At 68.7% G+C, this 20,922-nt stretch carries 14 protein-coding genes; all 14 read right to left on the bottom strand.

Annotated features, from left to right (window positions below; translation table 11 throughout):
• Nucleotide 1 precedes the first annotated feature (1 nt).
• Nucleotides 2–880 carry an NUDIX hydrolase gene (locus SHK19_RS02345; RefSeq protein ID WP_322457675.1) on the bottom strand — a complete coding sequence of 293 codons (879 nt, stop codon included), beginning with the start codon at nucleotides 878–880 and terminating at the stop codon, nucleotides 2–4.
• Nucleotides 881–930: 50 nt separating this feature from the next.
• Nucleotides 931–2,205, bottom strand: a complete 1,275-nt coding sequence (locus tag SHK19_RS02340; protein ID WP_322457674.1) for a geranylgeranyl reductase family protein — start codon at nucleotides 2,203–2,205, stop codon at nucleotides 931–933.
• Between the two features lie 47 nt (nucleotides 2,206–2,252).
• Nucleotides 2,253–3,590 (bottom strand): M20/M25/M40 family metallo-hydrolase, encoded by a 1,338-nt coding sequence (locus SHK19_RS02335; protein WP_322457673.1) that lies wholly within the window; start codon nucleotides 3,588–3,590, stop codon nucleotides 2,253–2,255.
• 23 nt (nucleotides 3,591–3,613) lie between these two features.
• Entirely contained in the window at nucleotides 3,614–3,979 is a 366-nt protein-coding gene (locus SHK19_RS02330) for a hypothetical protein (protein ID WP_322937725.1), read from the bottom strand.
• Nucleotides 3,980–4,277: 298 nt separating this feature from the next.
• Nucleotides 4,278–8,135 carry a DNA-directed RNA polymerase subunit beta' gene (locus tag SHK19_RS02325; protein WP_322457671.1) on the bottom strand — a complete coding sequence of 1,286 codons (3,858 nt, stop codon included), beginning with the start codon at nucleotides 8,133–8,135 and terminating at the stop codon, nucleotides 4,278–4,280.
• Between the two features lie 148 nt (nucleotides 8,136–8,283).
• The gene (rpoB, locus tag SHK19_RS02320; RefSeq protein ID WP_322937724.1) at nucleotides 8,284–11,772 is read right to left on the bottom strand and encodes a DNA-directed RNA polymerase subunit beta; all 3,489 of its coding nucleotides are present in this window, start codon (nucleotides 11,770–11,772) and stop codon (nucleotides 8,284–8,286) included.
• Between the two features lie 278 nt (nucleotides 11,773–12,050).
• Nucleotides 12,051–12,977, bottom strand: a complete 927-nt coding sequence (locus tag SHK19_RS02315; RefSeq protein WP_322457669.1) for a hypothetical protein — start codon at nucleotides 12,975–12,977, stop codon at nucleotides 12,051–12,053.
• On the bottom strand, nucleotides 12,974–13,747 hold the full coding sequence (locus SHK19_RS02310) for a hypothetical protein (RefSeq protein WP_322937723.1): 774 nt from the start codon (nucleotides 13,745–13,747) through the stop codon (nucleotides 12,974–12,976). Before SHK19_RS02310 ends, SHK19_RS02315 begins: the two co-directional genes overlap by 4 nt.
• Complete coding sequence (locus SHK19_RS02305; protein WP_322457667.1) at nucleotides 13,744–15,060, bottom strand: MlaD family protein; 1,317 nt, start codon at nucleotides 15,058–15,060, stop codon at nucleotides 13,744–13,746. The genes SHK19_RS02310 and SHK19_RS02305 overlap by 4 nt, the downstream gene beginning before the upstream one ends.
• Nucleotides 15,057–16,496 (bottom strand): MCE family protein, encoded by a 1,440-nt coding sequence (locus SHK19_RS02300; protein ID WP_322937722.1) that lies wholly within the window; start codon nucleotides 16,494–16,496, stop codon nucleotides 15,057–15,059. The genes SHK19_RS02305 and SHK19_RS02300 overlap by 4 nt, the downstream gene beginning before the upstream one ends.
• Entirely contained in the window at nucleotides 16,493–17,632 is a 1,140-nt protein-coding gene (locus tag SHK19_RS02295; protein WP_322457665.1) for an MCE family protein, read from the bottom strand. The genes SHK19_RS02300 and SHK19_RS02295 overlap by 4 nt, the downstream gene beginning before the upstream one ends.
• On the bottom strand, nucleotides 17,629–18,609 hold the full coding sequence (locus SHK19_RS02290; protein ID WP_322937721.1) for an MCE family protein: 981 nt from the start codon (nucleotides 18,607–18,609) through the stop codon (nucleotides 17,629–17,631). The genes SHK19_RS02295 and SHK19_RS02290 overlap by 4 nt, the downstream gene beginning before the upstream one ends.
• Nucleotides 18,606–19,643 carry an MlaD family protein gene (locus SHK19_RS02285; RefSeq protein ID WP_322457663.1) on the bottom strand — a complete coding sequence of 346 codons (1,038 nt, stop codon included), beginning with the start codon at nucleotides 19,641–19,643 and terminating at the stop codon, nucleotides 18,606–18,608. The genes SHK19_RS02290 and SHK19_RS02285 overlap by 4 nt, the downstream gene beginning before the upstream one ends.
• Nucleotides 19,643–20,917 carry an MCE family protein gene (locus SHK19_RS02280; RefSeq protein ID WP_322457662.1) on the bottom strand — a complete coding sequence of 425 codons (1,275 nt, stop codon included), beginning with the start codon at nucleotides 20,915–20,917 and terminating at the stop codon, nucleotides 19,643–19,645. The genes SHK19_RS02285 and SHK19_RS02280 overlap by 1 nt, the downstream gene beginning before the upstream one ends.
• Between the last annotated feature and the right edge of the window lie 5 nt (nucleotides 20,918–20,922).

The following is a 20,922-nucleotide window of genomic DNA, read 5'->3' as shown; positions in this document are numbered from 1 at the left end:
CCTAGCGACCGCCGGCCGCGGTGATCGCGGCCCGCACCAGGCTGCTGAACCTCGCCGCGTCGGTCGCGACCTCGGTGAGCGGCACCCAGGCGACCGCGTCGGTGGTGCCGTCGACCTCGACCACCCGTGGCTCGGCGTCCGCGGGCACGGACGCCCGGTAGACGATCCGGATCGCGTGGAAGTCCTCCCTCCGGCCGATCGGCGCGGTGCCGGTGAAGTGGTGGTCGTCGACGGTCAGCAGCTCCCCGAGCTCCCCCTCGAGACCGCACTCCTCGTGCAGCTCCCGCAGCACGGTGTCCGCCGGGGACTCGCCGTGGTCGATGCCACCGCCGGGCAGCGTCCACACCCCGGGGTGCGGTCCGAGCGCCGAGTTGCGCGTGAGCAGCAGCGCGCCGTCCCGCTCGACATAGGCGTACGCCGCGACCCGCTGCCGCTGCTGCGGACGGAGCTCGGCGAGCGCCTCGGTCACCAGCCCGACCGTCGGCAGCGATCCGTCGAGCACCGCGCCGATCGGCTGCCACGCGGCGTCCGCGGTCGACCCGTCGATCTCGACGACGCGCGGGTCCGGAGCGTCGGCGGCCACCCAGCCGTCGTACACGATCCGTACGGAGTGCGCGTCCACCCGGCGACCGCGGCGCCAGGTGTCGGACAGGTGCATCGAGAAGACGTGGGCGGTCTCGCCGACCTCGGCCCGCAGACCGGTCTCCTCGTAGATCTCACGAACCACTGCTGCCCGCGGGTCCTCGCCGTGGTCGACACCGCCGCCCGGCAGCGTCCACAGCTCCTGCTTGGTGACCCGCTCCGCGAGGCGGGTGAGCAGGATCCGGTCGCCGCGGACGACGACGGCATACGCCCCCAGCCGCTGCACCTGCTGCCCCATGGCGTCCTCCTCGCGTCGTTCACCCTAAAGGACCGGTCGTCGGACGAGGTTCAGCTGAACGGGGGCCGGGCGTCCCGGGCGAGCGAGCGCCGGCCGGCCCAGCGCCACACGCGAGCCGCCCGGTCGCGGTCGTCGTCGGTGACCAGGTTGCCCATCCATCGCAGCGCCAACGTCATCAGCAGGTCGGACCGCATGCCGACCGGCCCCAGTGCGGGCAGCAGCCGCGGCACCGTCACCAGCCCGGCGAGCCGGCGTGCGATCGAGAACGCCTCGCCGTAGTGCTCCTTGAGCACCGCCGGCCAGACGACCCCGAGGTCGCTCCGGGGTTGCTCGGTCATCAGCTCGGCCACCAGCCGGCCGGTCTCGAGGCCGTAGTCGATGCCCTCGCCGTTGAGCGGGTTGACGCACGCTGCCGCGTCGCCGATCAGCGCCCAGTTGGGCCCGGCGACGTTGGACACCGCGCCGCCCATGGGCAGCAGTGCCGAGGTCGGCATCCGAAGCTCGTCGCCGAGAGCGAACTCCTCGCGGCGCTCCTCGGCGTAGAAGCTCATCAGCGGCCTGATCGCGACGTCCGCCGGCCGCTTGGCCGTGGCGAGGGTGCCGACACCGAGGTTGACGCCACCGGCGTCGGTGCCGAGCGGGAAGATCCAGCCGTAGCCGGACAGGATCTCCCCCGCGCCCCCCGATCCGGTCGAGGGGCCGCGCAGCTCGAGGTGGGAGCTGATCCAGGGGTCGTCCGGCTTGGTCGAGGAGACGTAGCACCGGCCGGCGACGCCGTAGACGGTGTCGCGGTGCCACTCGCGGCCCAGCACCTTGCCGAGCGGCGAGCGGACGCCGTCGGCGACGACCAGGCGTTCGCACTCGATCTCGAACCGGTCACCGCCGCGCGAACCCCGCTCGAAGACGACGGCGGTCACCCGCCCGCCTTCACGTCGGACGTCGACCGCCCGCGCACCGTCGATGCCGGTCGCCCCCGCCTTGATCGCCGTCGTGCGCAGGTAGTCGTCGAGCTCGGTGCGCGCGATCGCGCTGCCCCAGTCGGGCAGGTGCCCGCCGGGCCACGGCAGGTGCAGCGTCTGTCCGAACCCGTGCGCGCGGAGGCCCTGGTTGACGGTGTGGGCCCGCACCCAGTCGGTGAGGCCGAGCCGCCCCAGCTCGTCGATCGCCCGTGGCGTCAGCCCGTCACCGCACGTCTTGTCGCGGGGGAACACCGCCGCGTCCGTGAGCACGACGTCCGCGCCCAGGCGCGCCGCCCACGCCGCGGCGGCGGAGCCCGCGGGGCCCGCTCCCACGACGAGCACGTCGGTGCGCTGCGGGGTGGTCACCCCGCCATTCTCTCAGCCGCCGGGACCGGGCCGGCGAGGCGGTCCACTCAATCGAGGAAGTCCTGCGCTACCGCCGACCAGAGCTCGGTGGAGAGACGGAGCGACTCGATGTCGATCCGCTCGTCGTTGCCGTGGAACATCGACGCGAAGTCGCGGAACGAGATCCGGTCGCTGAAGAGCCCGTATCCGTAGGCGGTGGAGCCGGCGCCGCGGAAGAACCGGGCATCGGTGACGCCCACCAGCAGGAACGGGACCGGACGTGATCCCGGCAGCAGCGCCGAGCTGGCCTTGGCCAGCGAGTCCCACAGCGGCGACTCGGGGGAGGAGAGCGAGGCCTCCTGGAACTTGCCGACCTGCACATCGACCGACGCCATCAGCTCCTCACCCACCGCGGCCGCGATCGCGGACACGAGGTCGTCGGCCGTGACGCCCGGCAGGGTCCGGATGTCGAGCTCGATCTCGACCCGGTCGGCGATCACGTTGGTCTTCACGCCGCCCCGCACCATCGTCGGAGCGATGGTGGTGGTCGTCGCGGCGTGGATGAGCCGAGCCAGCTGGAGGTCGGCGTCCTCGCTGGTGCAGTACGCCGTCAGGGCGTCGGCGTCGAGGAACAGCCGCTCGACGTCCTCCGGGAGTCGACAGGCCTCGACGAAGTCTCGCCACTGCCCCTCGACCCGGGGCGTGCTCTGGATCGCGGCGACCCGCTGCACGACCTCCGCCGCCTTGACGAGCGCGTTGTCCGTCCGCAGCGGCATCGAGCCGTGGCCGGGCGTGCCGCGCACCACGAGGGTCACCCAGCCGAATCCCTTCTCGCCGACCATGACCGGCAGCAGCGTCTCGGTCGCACCCGGCACCGGCAGCGACATCCCACCCGTCTCCGTGATCACGTAGTCCGCGGCCACGGACTCCCGCTGGTGCTCGAGCAGCCACTCGGCGCCGTACGTGCCGCCGCCTTCCTCGTCGGCAACGGCGAGGTAGACCAGCGTGCCCCGCGGCCGGAACCCGGAGTCCGCGAGCCTCCTCATCGCTATCGCCATCGACGAGGTGTGGTTGAGCATATCGACGGCGCCGCGACCCCAGATCTCGCCGTCGATCTGCTCACCGCCGAACGGGTCGTGTCGCCAGTTCTCGGCGTTGGCCGGCACGACGTCCGTGTGGCCCATCAGCAGGAGCGACGGGGCAGCAGGGTCGCTGCCGTCGATCCGCGCGACCAGGCTCGCGCGGCCCGGCAGTGACTCGTACCGCTCGAGTTCCACCCCGGGCCCCTCGAGCACCGCAGCGAGGACGTCCGCGTTGCGCGACTCCCCTCCGGACTCCGGGGTGCCGTCGTTGACGCACTGGTTGCGGATCAGGGCTTGGAGCAGTTCCGGTGTCGCCGACGTCATGCGACCAAGAGTGCGCTCGGATGTCAGGTCTCGTCGAGCGTGTACTGCTTCTCGGCCTCCTCGAAGCCCTCCTCGTCGGTGAACATCCCCTTCTCACCGTCGAAGTCACGGCCCGCGTTGCTGACCTCGGTGGTCTCCGGGCGGTTCTCGGGGTCCAGGCGCTCCTTGCGGTCCTCCAGGATCTCGTCCACCGGCGATCCGTCCAGGCCCTTGTCGTCAACGGAGAACTCGCCCTCGGGCGCCTTGATCTTGTCGCCCTCCTTGGAGAAGTCCTCCACACCCGGGTAGTCCTGCACCTCGTCGTCCCTGGCGCCGCCGGCTTGATCCTGGTCCTTGGCTTCGTCCTGGGCCTCGTCGCGAGCTTCCGCGTCAGAGGGTTCGCTGGCCATGCCGTGCTCCTCTCGATCGGGTGTCGACCAGGGGGCGGTACCCCGTCGCTGGTCGAGTAGCCCGAGCCGCTAGGTCTTCGAGTAGCCCCCGCCGCCCGGTCGTCTAGCCCCCGCCGCCCGGTCGTCGAGTAGCCCGAGCCGCCAGGCGAGGGCGTATCGAGACGCCGCAACCTGGCTGCGGCCGTCCCACGGCCGATGGGCACGTCACCGGATCTCGATACGCACAAAGCCCCTCCCGAGCAAGCTCGGGAGGGGCTGGTGCTACTCGATCTGGCTCTTACTCCAGAACTTCGCAAGCTCAGTTCTGGTACGAGCCAAAGTCGAAGTCGTCGAGCGCGACGGCCTGGCCGCCGGTGGCACCGAACTCGTAGTCGTAGGACTCGTAGCCGGTGACGGCGTAGGCCGCCTGGCGCGCCTCCTCGGTCGGCTCGACCCGGATCGCGCGGTAGCGCTCCAGGCCGGTGCCGGCGGGGATCAGCTTGCCGATGATGACGTTCTCCTTCAGACCGCGCAGCGAGTCGGAGCGAGCGTTGATCGCGGCGTCGGTGAGCACCCGGGTGGTCTCCTGGAAGGAGGCGGCCGAGAGCCACGACTCCGTGGCCAGCGAGGCCTTCGTGATGCCCATCAGCTCCGGACGTCCCGAGGCCGGCTTGCCGCCCTCGGAGACCACGCGCCGGTTCTCCTCCTCGAACTTGCCGCGGTCGACCAGGTCGGACGGCAGCAGGTTGGTCTCGCCCGACTCGAGCACCGTGATCCGGCGCAGCATCTGCCGCACGATGATCTCGATGTGCTTGTCGTGGATCGACACGCCCTGGCTCCGGTAGACCTCCTGGACCTCGTCGACGAGGTGCTGCTGGGTCCGCCGGACACCGAGGATCCGCAGCACCTCCTTCGGGTCCGGGGTGCCCTGGGTGAGCATCTGGCCGACCTCGATGTGGTCGCCGTCGGCGACCAGCAGCCGCGAGCGGCGCGAGACGGCGTACTCCTTGACGTCGCTGCCGTCGTCCGGGGTGACCAGGACCTTGCGGGCCTTGTCGGTCTCCTCGATCTGCACCCGGCCGGCGGCCTCGGAGATCGGAGAGACACCCTTCGGGGTGCGGGCCTCGAACAGCTCGACCACACGCGGCAGACCCTGCGTGATGTCGTCGGCCGACGCCACACCACCGGTGTGGAAGGTCCGCATCGTCAGCTGCGTGCCGGGCTCACCGATCGACTGGGCAGCGATGATGCCGACCGCCTCGCCGATGTCGACGAGCTTGCCGGTCGCCAGCGAGCGGCCGTAGCACTTCGCGCAGGTGCCGGTCTTGGCGTCGCAGGTCAGCACGGAGCGGACCACGACCTCCTCGATCCCGGCCTCGATCAGCTCGGCGATCTTGACGTCGCCGAGGTCGTCGCCGGCGGCAGCGAGCTGCTCGCCGGTGTCGGGGTGGGCGATGTCGACGGCCGAGGTGCGGGCGTACGCCGCGGTCTCGGCGTTCTCGTGCTTGACCACCGTGCCCTCGGCGTTGCGCTCACCGATGACCTTCGGCAGACCACGCTCGGTGCCGCAGTCGTCCTCGCGGATGATGACGTCCTGCGACACGTCGACCAGACGACGGGTGAGGTAACCCGAGTCCGCGGTGCGAAGCGCGGTGTCGGCCAGACCCTTGCGGGCGCCGTGCGTGGAGATGAAGTACTCCAGCACGGAGAGACCCTCGCGGAAGTTCGCCTTGATCGGCCGCGGGATGATCTCGCCCTTCGGGTTCGCCACCAGGCCACGCATGGCGCCGACCTGGCGGATCTGGTTGAAGTTACCGGAGGCGCCGGAGATGACCTGCATGAAGATCGGGTTCGTCTTGTCGAACGCCTTCTCCATCGCGTCACCGACCTGCTTGCCGGCCTCGGTCCAGATCTCGATGAGCTCCTGGCGACGCTCGTCGTCGGTGATCAGGCCGCGCTCGAACTGGGTCTGGATCTTCGCGGCCTTCGCCTCGAAGCCCGAGAGCAGCTCGAGCTTGTTGGGCGGGGTCGTGACGTCCGCGATGGACACGGTCACGCCGGACCGGGTGGCCCAGTGGAAGCCGGTGTCCTTGAGGGCGTCCAGCGACGCGGCCACCTCGACCTTGCCGTAGCGCTCCGCGAGGTCGTTGACGATCGCGCCGAGCTGCTTCTTGCCCACCTCGAAGTTCACGAAGGGGTAGTCCGCGGGCAGGGTGTCGTTGAACAGCGAGCGGCCCAGCGTGGTCTCGAGGATGATCGGCTCACCCGGAGCCGCACCCTCGACGACAGCGTCGTCGAACCGGATCCGGACCTTGCTCTGCAGCAGGATCTCGCCCCGGTCGAACGCCATGATCGCCTCGGCGGGCGACGAGAACACCCGGCCCTCGCCGATCGAGCCCTCGCGCTCGGTGGTGAGGAAGAACAGCCCGATGATCATGTCCTGGGTCGGCATGGTGACCGGTCGGCCGTCGGACGGCTTCAGGATGTTGTTGGTCGACAGCATCAGGATCCGCGCCTCGGCCTGCGCCTCGGCGGACAGCGGCAGGTGCACCGCCATCTGGTCCCCGTCGAAGTCCGCGTTGAACGCGGTGCAGACGAGCGGGTGGATCTGGATCGCCTTGCCTTCGATCAGCTGCGGCTCGAACGCCTGGATGCCGAGACGGTGCAGCGTGGGCGCACGGTTGAGCAGCACCGGGTGCTCGGTGATGACCTCTTCGAGGACGTCCCACACGACCGGGCGGGCCCGCTCCACCATCCGCTTGGCGGACTTGATGTTCTGCGCGTGCGAGAGGTCGACGAGCCGCTTCATGACGAACGGCTTGAACAGCTCGAGCGCCATCTGCTTCGGGAGACCGCACTGGTGCAGCTTGAGCTGCGGACCGGAGACGATGACCGAACGGCCCGAGTAGTCCACGCGCTTGCCGAGCAGGTTCTGGCGGAACCGGCCCTGCTTGCCCTTGAGCATGTCGGACAGCGACTTCAGCGGCCGGTTGCCCGGGCCGGTGACGGGACGACCACGACGGCCGTTGTCGAACAGCGAGTCGACGGCCTCCTGGAGCATCCGCTTCTCGTTGTTGACGATGATCTCGGGGGCGCCGAGGTCGAGCAGCCGCTTGAGCCGGTTGTTCCGGTTGATCACGCGGCGGTAGAGGTCGTTGAGGTCCGACGTCGCGAACCGGCCGCCGTCGAGCTGCACCATCGGGCGCAGGTCGGGCGGGATGACCGGGACGGCGTCGAGCACCATGCCCTGGGGCTTGTTGCCGGTCTTGCGGAACGCGTCGACGACCTTGAGCCGCTTGAGGGCACGGACCTTGCGCTGGCCCTTGCCGGTCGCGATGGTCTCGCGCAGCGACCCGACCTCGGCCTCGATGTCGAAGCTCTCGAGGCGCTTCTGGATCGCCGTGGCGCCCATGTGGCCCTCGAAGTACTTGCCGAACCAGTTCTTCATCTCCCGGTACAGCACCTCGTCACCCATGAGGTCCTGGACCTTGAGGCTCTTGAAGGTCTCCCAGACCTCCTCGAGGCGGGCGATCTCGGCCTCGGACCGCTTGCGGATCTGCGCCATCTCGCGCTCCGCGCCGTCCTTGACCTTGCGCTTCTGGTCGGCCTTCGCACCCTCCGACTCCAGCGTCTCGAGGTCGCCCTCCAACTTCTTGGAGCGGTCGGCGATCGCGAGGTCGAGGCGGTCCTGCAGCATCTTGCGCTGCTGGCCGACCTTGGCCTCGAGCGACGACAGGTCGCGATGGCGCGCGTCCTCGTCGACGGCGGTGATCATGTACGCCGCGAAGTAGATGACCTTCTCGAGGTCCTTCGGGGCCAGGTCGAGCAGGTAGCCGAGCCGGCTCGGGACACCCTTGAAGTACCAGATGTGGGTGACGGGGGCGGCGAGCTCGATGTGGCCCATCCGCTCGCGCCGCACCTTCGAGCGGGTCACCTCGACGCCGCAGCGCTCGCAGATGATGCCCTTGAAGCGGACCCGCTTGTACTTGCCGCAGTAGCACTCCCAGTCCCGGGTGGGACCGAAGATCTTCTCGCAGAAGAGGCCGTCACGCTCGGGCTTGAGCGTGCGGTAGTTGATGGTCTCCGGCTTCTTGACCTCGCCGTGGCTCCACGTGCGGATGTCGTCCGCGGTGGCCAGGCCGATCTGAAGCTGGTCGAAGAAGTTCACGTCGAGCACGATGGCTGCTGTCCTTCGTTAGTTTCTTGAAAAGTGAGGCTGGGGACTGTGTCTGGATACGCCCTCGCCTAGCGGCTCGGGCTACTCGACAACCGAAACTCGGTGATCGAGTAGGCCGAGCGCGCAGCGCGAGGCCGTATCGAGATCATCAGACTTCTTCGACGGAGCTGGGCTCGCGGCGGGACAGGTCGATGCCGAGCTCCTCGGCGGCACGGAAGACGTCCTCCTCCGCGTCGCGCATCTCGATGGCCGTGCCGTCCTGCGACAGCACCTCCACGTTGAGGCAGAGCGACTGCATCTCCTTGACGAGCACCTTGAACGACTCGGGGATGCCGGAGTCGGGGATGTTCTCGCCCTTCACGATGGCCTCGTAGACCTTGACCCGGCCCGGCACGTCGTCGGACTTGATCGTCAGCAGCTCCTGCAGGGCGTAAGCGGCGCCGTACGCCTCCATCGCCCAGACCTCCATCTCACCGAAGCGCTGGCCACCGAACTGAGCCTTACCGCCGAGCGGCTGCTGGGTGATCATCGAGTAGGGGCCGGTCGACCGTGCGTGGATCTTGTCGTCGACGAGGTGGTGGAGCTTGAGGATGTACATGTAGCCCACCGACACCGGGTCCGTGAACGGCTCGCCGGAGCGGCCGTCGAAGAGCCGGGCCTTGCCGTCGGACTCGATCATCCGGACGTCGTCGCGGTTCTTCAGGGTCGCGCCGAGCAGGCCGGTGATCTCGTCCTCGCGGGCGCCGTCGAAGACCGGCGTCGCCAGCTTGGTGTTGGGCTCCGCCTTCTCCGCGCCGATCGAGATCAGCCGCTTCTTCCACTCCGAGCTGTCGGGGTCGCCGGACAGGTTGAGGTCCCAGCCCTGCTTGCCGAGCCAGCCGAGGTGCAGCTCGAGGATCTGGCCGATGTTCATCCGTCGCGGCACACCCAGCGGGTTGAGCACGACGTCGACCGGGGTGCCGTCCTCCATGAACGGCATGTCCTCGACCGGCAGGATCTTCGCGATGACGCCCTTGTTGCCGTGGCGGCCGGCGAGCTTGTCGCCCACCGAGATCTTCCGCTTCTGCGCGACGTAGACCCGCACCAGCTGGTTGACGCCCGGCGGCAGCTCGTCGCCGTCCTCGCGGTCGAACACGCGGACGCCGATGACCGTGCCGGACTCACCGTGGGGCACCTTCATCGAGGTGTCGCGGACCTCGCGCGCCTTCTCACCGAAGATCGCACGGAGCAGCCGCTCCTCCGGGGTCAGCTCGGTCTCACCCTTCGGGGTGACCTTGCCGACCAGGATGTCGCCGGTCGTGACCTCGGCGCCGATGCGGATGATGCCGCGCTCGTCGAGGTCGGCGAGCATCTCCTCGCTGACGTTGGGGATGTCGCGGGTGATCTCCTCCGGGCCCAGCTTCGTGTCGCGGGCGTCGACCTCGTGCTCCTCGATGTGGATCGAGGTGAGGACGTCCTCCTGCACCAGACGCTGGCTGAGGATGATCGCGTCCTCGTAGTTGTGGCCCTCCCACGGCATGAACGCGACGAGCAGGTTGGTGCCCAGCGCCATCTCCGCCTGGTCGGTGCACGGACCGTCGGCGATCGGCGAACCGACCTCGAGCCGGTCGCCGGCCGCGACGAGCGGACGCTGGTTGATGCAGGTGCCCTGGTTGGAGCGACGGAACTTGGCCAGCTTGTAGGTCTGGTAGGAGCCGTCGTCGTTCATGACCTCGACCACGTCGGCCGAGACACCCTGCACCACACCGGCCTTGTCGGCCACCAGCACGTCACCGGCGTCGACCGCGGCGCGGAACTCGATGCCGGTGCCGACGATCGGGCTGTCACTGCGGATCAGCGGGACCGCCTGACGCTGCATGTTGGCGCCCATCAGCGCGCGGTTGGCGTCGTCGTGCTCGAGGAACGGGATCAGGGCGGTCGCGACCGACACCATCTGGCGCGGCGAGACGTCCATGTAGTCGACCTCGTTGCCCGGGATCTCGGAGACCTCGCCCTGGCGCAGGCGCACGAGCACCCGCTCCTCGGCGAAGCGGTTCTTCGAGTCGAGCGCGGCGTTCGCCTGGGCGATGACGTAGCGGTCCTCGTCGTCGGCGGTGAGGTACTCGATCTGGTCGGTGACCACGCCCTTGACGACCTTGCGGTACGGCGTCTCCACGAAGCCGTAGGGGTTGATCCGTCCGTACGAAGCGAGCGAGCCGATCAGGCCGATGTTCGGGCCTTCCGGCGTCTCGATCGGGCACATCCGGCCGTAGTGCGACGGGTGGACGTCGCGGACCTCCATGCCGGCGCGGTCACGGGACAGACCGCCGGGCCCGAGGGCCGAGAGCCGGCGCTTGTGGGTCAGACCGGCGATCGGGTTGGTCTGGTCCATGAACTGCGACAGCTGCGAGGTGCCGAAGAACTCCTTCAGCGCCGCGACGACCGGGCGGATGTTGATCAGCGACTGCGGCGTGATCGCCTCGACGTCCTGGGTGGTCATCCGCTCGCGGACGACCCGCTCCATCCGGGCGAGACCGGTGCGCAGCTGGTTCTGGATCAGCTCGCCGACGGTCCGCATCCGGCGGTTGCCGAAGTGGTCGATGTCGTCGGAGCTGATCTCGATGCGACCCTGCGGGGTCTCCAGGTCGGCGCGACCGTCGTGCAGCGCGACGATGTAGCGGATCGTCGCGACCATGTCCGAGATGGTCATGGTCTGCTGGTCGAACGGCTGGTCCTGGCCGAGCTTCTTGTTGATCTTGTAGCGACCGACCTTCGCGAGGTCGTAACGCTTGGGGTTGAAGTAGTAGTTGCGCAGCAGCGTCAGCGCAGCCTCACGCGTCGGCGGCTCGCCGGGACGGAGCTTGCGGTAGATGTCGAGTAGCGCGTCGTCCGGACCCTGGGTGTTGTCCTTCTCCTCGGTCAGCTGGATCGACTCGAACTGACGCAGGTCGGCCATGACGGCGTCGTAGTCGTAGGCCTCGCCGGTGTCCTCGGCGATGGCCTGCAGCGCCTTGAGCAGGACGGTGACGTTCTGCTTGCGCTTGCGGTCGAGACGGACCCCGACCATGTCGCGCTTGTCGATCTCGAACTCCAGCCAGGCGCCGCGGCTCGGGATCAGCTTGGCGGTGTAGATGTCCTTGTCGGAGGTCTTGTCGGCGGTGCGCTCGAAGTAGACGCCGGGCGACCGAACCAGCTGGGACACGACGACACGCTCGGTGCCGTTGATGACGAAGGTGCCCTTGGGGGTCATCAGCGGGAAGTCGCCCATGAAGACCGTCTGGCCCTTGATCTCACCGGTCTCGTTGTTGGTGAACTCGGCCGAGACGTAGAGCGGCGCGGAGTAGGTGAGGTCCTTCTCCTTGCACTCGTCGACGGTGTACTTCGGGTCGTAGAAGACGGGGTTCTCGAACGAGAGCGACATCGTCTCGGAGAAGTCCTCGATGGGGGAGATCTCCTCGAAGATCTCGGTGAGGCCGGACTTGTCGGAGACGTCCTCGCCGGCTGCTCGGCGCGACGTCACCCGGGCCTGGTGGGCCTCGTTGCCGACCAGCCAGTCGAAGCTGTCGGTCTGGAGCGAGAGGAGCTGCGGGAGCTCGAGTGTTTCCTTGATCTTTGCGAAAGAAATGCGGGGCTTACCGGGGGAGGTGCGCGCGGCCAAGAGGTGTCCTTCGACGGTTTCGCTCTTTGAGATTCGCCGTCCCACCACGTCATCGGCCACCGGGCAGGCCGAAGCGCATCTGAGGGCAGGCGCAAAGCGCCACGATACACGAAATCAGGGCGCAAACCAATACTGGCAACCACCCGCTAGCCACGACTTTCCCGGCCAGGGACGAGCCCTCACGGGATCATGCTGTGCGAACCGCCATCAGGTCAAGCGTCACGGCCGAGCGGGGCGGCAGCCGTCCCCCGCGGAGCGGACACCCGCTCGGACGGATTTTACGAGCAATCGTCCTCGGTGCAGATGTCGTCGAGGAGCCATTCGTCGCCGTCCGCGACCATGCTCATGGTCGCCCACATCCGCAGTGAGCGTGGTGCGTCATTCCCCTTCTGGCTGTCCTGGTCGACGTAGACGACCACCGTCGCCCGGTCACCGTCCTCGGACACCCGGGTGAGACCGGGGGAGGCGGAGACGCGCGCGGCGACGACGACCTTGTCGCTGACGACCTGCTCACGCAGGGTCATGCCCGACTCGGCCTGCTGGTCGAAGAGCGCGTTGCGCTTGTCGGCGAACTCGTCGGTGAGGTAGGTCTCCGCCTCGGCGAAGTCGGCGTCGAGGGTCCGGTAGTCGTAGGAGAGCACGGGCTCGACCGCCGCCTCCGCCGAGTCGGCGGCGGAGAGGCCCGCGGCCTCCGCGGCCTCCGCCTGCTCCTCCTGGTCGGCCGGGGACGTCCCGCCCACGCTTCCGGGCCAGGTGAGCACGACGATGAGCAGCGCGAGCGACAGGGCAGCGGCGCCGGCGGCGACCAGGAGCGTCCAGGTCGGCGGTCCTCCGGATCCCGCGTCCGCACCGACGTCCTCGGCGCGCTCGTCGCGCTCGTCGCGCTCGTCGGGCTCGTCGACATCGGGCTGGTCGGCCTCGGGCTCGGGCTCGGCCTCCGCCTTCATCTTCGGCGCGGGCGCGGCGGCCTCGACGTCTTCGGCAGGGGTCTCCTCCACCTCGGCGTCCGTGCGTCCGGCAGCGAGCTCGGCGTCGTACGCCGCCCGCTTGTCGGCGTCGAGCAGCACCCCGGCCGCGTCGTTGAACGCCCGGAACCGGCGGTCGGTCGGGTCGAGGTCGGCGATCGCCGCCTTCCACGCCGCGCGGATCTGCTCCGGCGTCGCGTCCTCGTCGACGTCGAGCAGGTCGTAGAGACTCACGCTCACTGTTCGCCCCCCTCGGTCGACTCGGTCGACTCGGTCGACGGGGCGTCGGACGGCGGCGTCGTCGGCAGGTTGGTCGGCGGCAGGTTGGTCGGCGGCGTCTCGCCGGGCTCCGTCTCGGGGATCGAGGGCTGGGAGAACGGCGGCAAGCCGTCGTCGATGTCGTCGACGTCGTCGACGAGCCAGTTGCCCTCGACCTTCACCAGCGAGAGCTCGTAGCGGAACCGCTGCGGACCCGTGGAGAGGCGCTCGCCGTCGGCCGGTGGGTCCTCCTCGGACTCCTCGCCGTCACCGCCGCCCTCGTCCGGCACGGGGTAGGAGAGCTCGATGGTGCCGGCGACCAGCACCGCGGCGGAGTCTTCGTCCTGCGAGACCACGCCGACGGCGTAGACCGTGCCGTTGCTGGCCACCCCGAGCTGGCTGACCGTCTCTTCGGCGTAGCCGACGTTGTCGGCGAAGACCCCGCCGAACTTCGGCGTCATCAGGTCCTCGACCTCGGCGTACTCCGTCAGGTGGCCCTCGGCGTCCAGCATCGACTCGTCGTAGGTGTTGAACCGCGTGGCGAACGTGCGGGAGATGCTGAGCAGCTGCTCACGGTTCTCGCTCACGCTGGCACCGGGGACGGCGTCGTCCTGGAGCGAGCTCAGCCGTTCGCCGAGACCGTCACCAGTGCTCCGGGTCATGACGATCAACACGACGATGCCCAGGCAGGCGACGACCAGCAGGACCAGCACCGCAAGGATCGCGCGCCGGGTAGAAGGCGACTCGATCACCCCTGGGTGTCCAGCAGAGGTTCGAGGTAGAGCCACTTCCATGAGTCCTCTCCGAGCGGCGGCGGCGCCACGTTACCGCTCGGCGCCAAGGCCTTGGTCGGAGAGGTGCGCCCGTCGCCGGCCTCGAAGGTGCCGGTCTCAGCGTCGTACGTCCCGATGATCGTCTCGTTGCCGTCCGGGACGCCGTCGAGGTCCGGCCGCACACGCGGGAGGTTCTGGTAGCCCCGCGGGTTGCTCTGCGTCGGCGGCTCGGTGCACTTGGCGTCCTGGTTCAACGGCCGGTCGTCGACCTTCTGGGGACCCCGCGTGTCGGTGGACTCGTAACCCGCGTGGCAGGGCTTCGTCGTAGTCAGGATCAGGCCGACGTGGGTCTCGTAATTGGGGGTGTTCTCGTTCTTGTCGACAACGGTGAACGAGCCCTCGAGCAGGATCGGGTAGGCGATGAGGAGGGAGCGGAAGCCGTCGATGTTGGCGACCGCCACCCGCCCGGTGAGGATGACGTTCTTGAGCAGGTCGGAGACCTCGGCCTCGTTCTGCTCCAGGAAGGTCCGGAGCTGGTTGGCCGTGAACGACCCGCTGTCGATGACCCTGCGGAGGTCGTCGTCGGCGCCCACCATCGCGCCGGAGAAGATGCTCAGCTGGTTGGCGAACTGGCGCAGCGAGCTCTGCGAGTCGATCTGGGTCTGGAGCACCGTGTTGGAGTCGCGGATCAGGGCCGTCGTGACGTCGAAGTTCTCGTTGGCGGTCTCGATGAAGGAATTGCCGGTGTCGATGATCCGCTGGAGGTCCTCGCCGGTGCCGTTGAAGGCGATGCCGAGCTCCTCCACGGTGGTCCGCAGCGCGTCCTGGTCGACGCTCGACACGGTCGCGGCGATGTCGCCGAGCAGCTTCTCGGTGGCGATGGGAATCGCGACGTCGGTGATCTCCGAGTCGTCGTCGAGGAAGGGGCCGTCCCCGTCGACCTCGACGTTCGGCTGGAGCTCGACGTACTGCTCGCCGAGCGCCGACCGGTTCCCGACGAGGGCGCGGGTGTCCTCGGGGATCTTGTCCCACTCGTTGTCGATCTCGAGGTAGACGTCCACGCCGTCGTCGGTCAGCTCCAGCTCGCTGACCTCGCCGATGCGGACACCGCGGTAGGTGACCTCACCGCCGGCGAAGATGCCGCCCGACATCGGGTAGTGCGCGACCACGGTGTAGGTCTGGTCGACGAACAGCCGGTCGAGCTGCGCGTAGCGGGCGCCGACGAAGGTCACACCCAGCAGCGTGATGATCGCGAACGCGAGCAGCTGGATTTTGGTGCGGCGGGTGATCACGGCGCTACCTCCTGCTCCAGCACAGGGGCGGCCAGGAACAGCGCCAGGTCGGCGTCGTACGGACCGAACCGCTCGTCCCACTGCTCACGCTGGTCGCCGGTGAGCGGCGCGGAACGGGGCAGGCCGAGGTTGCCGACGACCCCGTCGAGCAGGTCCTCGACGGTGCCGACCGGGTTGTCCGTCTGGCCGGTGGTACCGCCGGTGCCGGACGGCGCCCTCCCACCCGGGCAGAGGACCGGCGCCAGGATCGGCACCGAGTCGCAGACCGCTTCTCCCAGGTGGGGGAGCAACCGGGTGCAGGCAGCCAGCTGCGGCGGCGGACCCAGGCAGTCCTGCAGGGCGGTCAGGACGCCGGCGCACAGCCCCGGCAGGTTGACCAGCTTCTTGAGCGGGGTGTCGGGCGGCAGCAGGCTGAACGGGATGCAGGCCAGCCCGGTGATGTCGTCGAGGTTGATGTCGAGCTCGATCGAGAGGTTCACGTAGTCGCCGAAGTGCAGGCTCTTGGCGAGGGCCGGGTCCCGACCGATGACGTCGTCGGAGAACGGGAAGGTCGCGAAGAGGTGGAACGACTCGACGAAGTCGTCACCGGCGTCGTTGATGGCCGTCACCACTGGGAAGAGCTGCTGGAGGACGTCGACCGTCGACGACTTCGTCTGGCGGATCACCCGCACGCCCACCGTGCTGAGCCGGTCGAGACCTTCCAGCATCCGCACCAGGTCGCGCCGCTGACGCCCGATCGAGTCGAGCGCGCTCGGCAGCTCCTCCAGCGCGGCGTCGATGCTGTCCTGGTGGCCGCGGGCGCTGATGGCCAACCGGTTGAGGGACTCGATCGCGTTGACGATGTCGGCCTTGTGGTCGTCGAGCTGCGACATGAGGGACTCGACCTGGCGGAACACCGACTTCGCCGAGTCCTCACGCCCCTCGAGGGCGAGGTTCAGCTCGGTGGCGATCGTCTTCAGCTGGGCGACGCCGCCGCCGTTGAGCAGCAGGCTCAGCGCGCCGAGCACTTCCTCGACCTCGGGGTTGCGGCCCGTGCGCTCGAGCGGGATCTCGTCGCCCTCGCCGAGAGGCTCCTCGGACGCCCCCGTGTCCGGCGGCGCGAGCGACACGAACTTCTCACCCAGCAGGCTGGTCTGGCGGATCGTCGCGACCGCGTTGTCCGGCAGGCCCGTGTCGTTGCGGAGCTCCAGCTTCACCACGGCGTGGTAACCGTCGAGGTCGATGTCGGTGACCTGGCCGACGGTCACGTCGCTCACCTTGACCGACGACTTCGGCACCAGGTCGAGCACGTCCTCGAACTCGACCTCGACCGTGATCGGGTCGTCGCCGACGTCGGCGCCGCCCGGCAACGGGAGCGCGTAGACGTCGAAGTCGCAGCCGGTCAGCAGGATCGCTCCGGCGAGGAGGGTGGCGCCTGCGCGCAGACGGCGGTTCATCGGGACGCCTCCACCAGACCGTTGAGCGTCGGGTCGTAGGTGTCGTCGGTCCGCGAACCGGTGCCTGGACCGAACGGCGCGCTGCGCGGCAGCGGCAGGTTGTTGATCAGGTCGCAGATGGTGGAATTGGGGTCGTTCGCCGACACCAGCGCGCACAGGAGCTCCTTCGGGTCCTGCTCGAACAGGTTGCCGATGTTGGCGTTGGAGTCGAGGGTGCCGGCCTGCGGGTTGTACCCGAGACCGAGGTTGTTGAGGGCCAACGGGCCGGCGCGCAGGATCATGTTGAGGTCCTCGCGGTGCCTGACCAGGACCTTCGCGACCCGGTTGAGGCCGCGGATGTTGCGGCCGAGCGATGCCCTGTTCTCCTGGACGAAGTCACCGACGACGTCGAGCGCCACGCCGAGGTTGGCCAGCGCGGCGGTGAGCTCGTCGCTCTCGGCCGAGAGCAGCTCGGACACGTTGCCCAGGGACTGGTTGAAGCGGCGGACGGTGGTGTCGTTGTCGGCCAGGGTCTCGATGAAGGCCTGGAGCCGCTCGGCCGAGGAGAACAGCTCTTCCTTGTTGTTCTCGAGGGTGGTGCTGAGGTCGCCGAAGTCCTCGATCGTCTGCTTGAACGTGGCGCCCTGGCCACCGAAGTTCCGGGCGGTCTGCTCCAGGAGGTCGGTCAGCGCGCCCTCGGAGTTGGCGCCGTTGGGACCGAGCGCGACGGTCAGCTCGTCGAGGCTGCCGTAGATCTCGTCGAGCTCGAGCGGGATCGCGGTGCGGTCCGCCTCCAGGACCGTGTTGTCCTCGAGGACCGCGCCGTCTTCGTAGGCCGGCGTCAGCTGGACGTATCGGTCGCCCACGACCGACGGCGACACGATGACGGCCTGCGCGTCGGCGGGGATCTCGACCTCCTCGTCGTAGTGCATGACGACCTCGACCTGGGTGCCCTCCGGGTTGACCTCCTCGACCTTGCCCACGGGGACCCCGAGCACGCGGACGTCGCTGCCCTCGTAGAGGGAGACGGTGCGGGGGAAGTACGCCGTCACGGTCTTCGTCTCGGTGCCGGTGCCGAAGAACCACACTGCTCCGGCGACGATGAGCAGACCGATCACCACGAGGGGCACGACCCGCTGCAGAAGCGTGGGGTTCACGGGCGACCACCCACCACGTTCGGCACCGGCGGGAAGTTCGCGATGTAGGTGTCCCACCAGGGGCCGTTGCCGAAGACGTTGGCGAAGACCCGGTAGAACGGCGCCATCAGCTCGAGCGACCGGTCCAGGTTGTCCTCGTTCTTGTGGACCACGGCCAGCACCGACTCCAGGTGACGCAGGGCCGGCTTGAGGTCGGCGCGGGACTGGCGCACCAGCGCGGTGAGCTCCTGGCTCAGCGTGACCGTCGATACCAGGATGTTGTGGATCGCGGCGCGGCGCTGGATCAGGGCCCGGAACAGGACGTCGGCGTCGGCCATGAGCTGGATGATGTCCTCGTCCCGCGCGTCGAGCACGGTGGACACCCGCCGGAGGCTGACGAGCAAGGTGTTGATCTCCTCGTCGCGGGAGGCAACGACCTCCGACAACGCGGACACGCCCTCGAGCGCCGCCCGGAACTCCTCCGGGGTGTTGCGGGTCAGGTCGGCCAGGGTCGTCAGCGATGCCGCGAGCTGGTCGGTGTCGATGTCGGCGGACGTCTCGGCCAGGCCCTCGAACGCTTCGACCACGTCGAACGGCGAGCTGGTCCGCTCGACCGGGATGGTGCCTTCCTCCTCGAGGTCGCCGTCGCCGGCGGGCTCGACGGAGAGGAACATCGAGCCGAGGATGGTCTTCACCTTGATCGCGGCGCGGGTCTCGTCGCCGAACTCCGCATCGGTCTTGATCTGGAAACCGACCTTGACCTTGCCGTCCTCGAGCTCGATCGAGTTCACCTTGCCGACCCGCACACCGGCCACCCGCACCTCGTCGTTCACCTTGAGGCCGCCGGACTCCTCGAACTCCGCGTAGTAGGTGTCGCCCCCGCCGATGAGCGGGAGGTCCTGGGCACGGAACGCGACCACGAAGAGCAGCGCCAGCACGGCGAAGCTCGCGGCTCCGATGACGACCGGGTTGCGCTCCCGGAACGGCTTCATGCTCATGGCAGCGAGCACCTGCCCGCGTTGGTGGAGTAGGGGATCGGGACCACGACGTCGCCGCCGATCTGGATCTCCCCCTTGAAGTGGCACAGGTAGAAGTTGAACCACGACCCGTAGGTGCCGGTGCGGCCGTACTTGTTGATCTTGATCGGCATCACCTGGAGCACGCGGTCGATCTCCCCCTTCTGGCGGTCGAGTCGCGCCAGCAGCTCGCGCGCCACCTTGATGTCACGGACGAACGGCTCGCGGATGTCGTCGATGAGGCCGGCGGTCTCGACCGCGAGGGAGGAGATCCCGTCGAGCGAGGAGAGGATCGCCTGACGGTCCTCCTTGAGCCCGCTCACGAGGTCCTGGAAGCTCACGATCAGCTGCCCGAGCTGCTCGTCACGGTCGGCGACGTGGTCGAGGACGTGGGTCAGGTTGTCCAGGAGCTCGCCGATGACCTGGTCGCGGTCGGCGAGGGTCTGGGTCAGAGAGGCCGTGCTCGAGAGGAGGCTTTCGAGGGTGCCGCCCTCGCCCTGGAACACCTGCACGATCTCGTAGGACAGCTTGTTGATGTCGTCGGGCGAGAGCGCCTCGAACAACGGCTTGAACCCGTTGAACAGCACGGTCAGGTCGAGCGCAGGCTGGGTGCGCGCGACCGGGATCGTGTCCTCCTCCTCCAGCTCGTCACCGGGCTGGCCCTCCTGGGTGAGCGCGATGTAGCGCTGCCCGATCAGGTTGCGGAAGCGGATGGTCGCGTGGGTCGCGTCGTCGAGGCGGGTCTCCGCGTCGACCGTGAAGGTCACCAGCGCACGGTTGTTCTTGATGATCTCGATGTCCTTGACGGTGCCGACCTTGACGCCCGCCACCCGGACGTCGTCGCCGTTGACGACGCCGGTCGCGTCGACGAACTCGGCCTTGTAGGTCGTCGTGGCGCCGAAGGAGATGTTGCCGATCGTGATCACCAGCAGGCCGGTCGCCAGGCCGGTGGTGATCATGAAGATCAGCAGCCGGACGAGGTCGCCGGTCGTCTTCTTGTCGAGCGTGAGCGCCATCAGCGATCACCCGCCTCGGCGACGATCGGCCCCGCCAGCAGCACGCCGAGCCCGGAGTCCGCGCCCTCGCCGTACGTCCCCCTGAGCAGCTGCCTCAGCATGGCCACGTCCTCGGGCGTCCCGCGGTAGCCCACCGGGTTGTCGAAGCCCGGCGCGACGCGCATCGTGCCCTTGCCGGTCGGCTCGTCGACGCCGTCGTCGAAGTTGGGCACGTTGGTGAAGGGGTTCTCCTGGCTCCACGGCGGGTTCGGCAGGCTGTAGCACCGGGGGCCGGTGAAGTCGCCGAACTTCGGCCGGTCGGCGACGGTGTAGTGCCGCGGCTGCTGGGGCAGCGCCTCGAGCACGATGTGCAGCTCGAAGCCCCGGAACATCGAGGCGATCCGGGGAGCGATGTTGGTCAGGCCCTTGAAGAAGCAGGGGAACTCCGGCGCGTACCGGGCGAGCAGGTCGAGCTGGGTCGCGGTGAGGTCGTTGGCTTCCTTGATCAGACCACCGTTGCGGGCGAGGAAGCCCCGCGCCGTGTCGGCGAAGGAGCGGATGTCGCGCAGCGCGCTGTTGAGCGTCGCCTCCTTCTCCTCCAGCGTGCCCGTGGTGACGATCGTGTCGTCGAGGATCTGCGCGACCTCGGGAAGGATGTCGGCGTACAGGTCGGAGACCTGGGCCGTCAGCCTCAGGTCCTCGAGCAGCGCGGGGATCTCGGGATTGATCCGCTTCAGGTAGGAGTCGACGGTCTCGAGGTTCTCGCCGAGCTGGGAACCCCGGCCCTCGAGCGCGGTCGCGAGTGCGGACAGGGTCGCGTTGAGGTCGGCGGGCCGCACCGCCTCCAACAGCGGGTAGAGGTCGTTGAGGACCTCCTCGACCTCGGTGCCCATGTCGGTCTTGGTGATCGTGGTGCCGGCCTTCATCTGGCCCTGCGGTCCGCTCTCGGGGATGACGAGAGAGACGTACTTCTCGCCGAAGAGGGTCTTGGGGACGATCGCGCCGGTGACGTTGGCGGGGATGCTGTCCAGCTCGTCCGGGTAGATGCCGAGCTTCAGCTCGGCGCCCTGCTCGCCGGTGTCGGCTTCGAGGACCTCGCCGACGATCACGCCGCGGATCTTCACGTCGGCGCGGCTGGGGAGCTGGAGACCGACCGACGTCGTCTCCAGCTTGATCTCCTCGTAGTCGGCGAACTTCTTGGTGAAGATGGCGTACGTCAGCCAGACACCGACGATCAGCAGGCAGATGAAGATCACGCCGAGGGTCTTGTACGCCGCGAGGGCCTTGTCCATCATCCGCG

This window comes from Nocardioides bizhenqiangii, assembly GCF_034661235.1.
GTDB lineage: Bacteria > Actinomycetota > Actinomycetes > Propionibacteriales > Nocardioidaceae > Nocardioides > Nocardioides bizhenqiangii.
Note: the sequence above shows the minus strand (reverse complement) of the source record. Positions and strands in the feature narration are given on the sequence as shown.

Coding starts and splice junctions, on each gene's coding strand:
- SHK19_RS02290 (WP_322937721.1), bottom strand. CDS start 18,609: ATGAGCATGAAGCCGTTCCGGGAGCGCAACCCGGTCGTCATCGGAGCC.
- SHK19_RS02280 (WP_322457662.1), bottom strand. CDS start 20,917: ATGATGGACAAGGCCCTCGCGGCGTACAAGACCCTCGGCGTGATCTTC.
- SHK19_RS02345 (WP_322457675.1), bottom strand. CDS start 880: ATGGGGCAGCAGGTGCAGCGGCTGGGGGCGTATGCCGTCGTCGTCCGC.
- SHK19_RS02300 (WP_322937722.1), bottom strand. CDS start 16,496: ATGAACCGCCGTCTGCGCGCAGGCGCCACCCTCCTCGCCGGAGCGATC.
- SHK19_RS02330 (WP_322937725.1), bottom strand. CDS start 3,979: ATGGCCAGCGAACCCTCTGACGCGGAAGCTCGCGACGAGGCCCAGGAC.
- SHK19_RS02285 (WP_322457663.1), bottom strand. CDS start 19,643: ATGGCGCTCACGCTCGACAAGAAGACGACCGGCGACCTCGTCCGGCTG.
- SHK19_RS02335 (WP_322457673.1), bottom strand. CDS start 3,590: ATGACGTCGGCGACACCGGAACTGCTCCAAGCCCTGATCCGCAACCAG.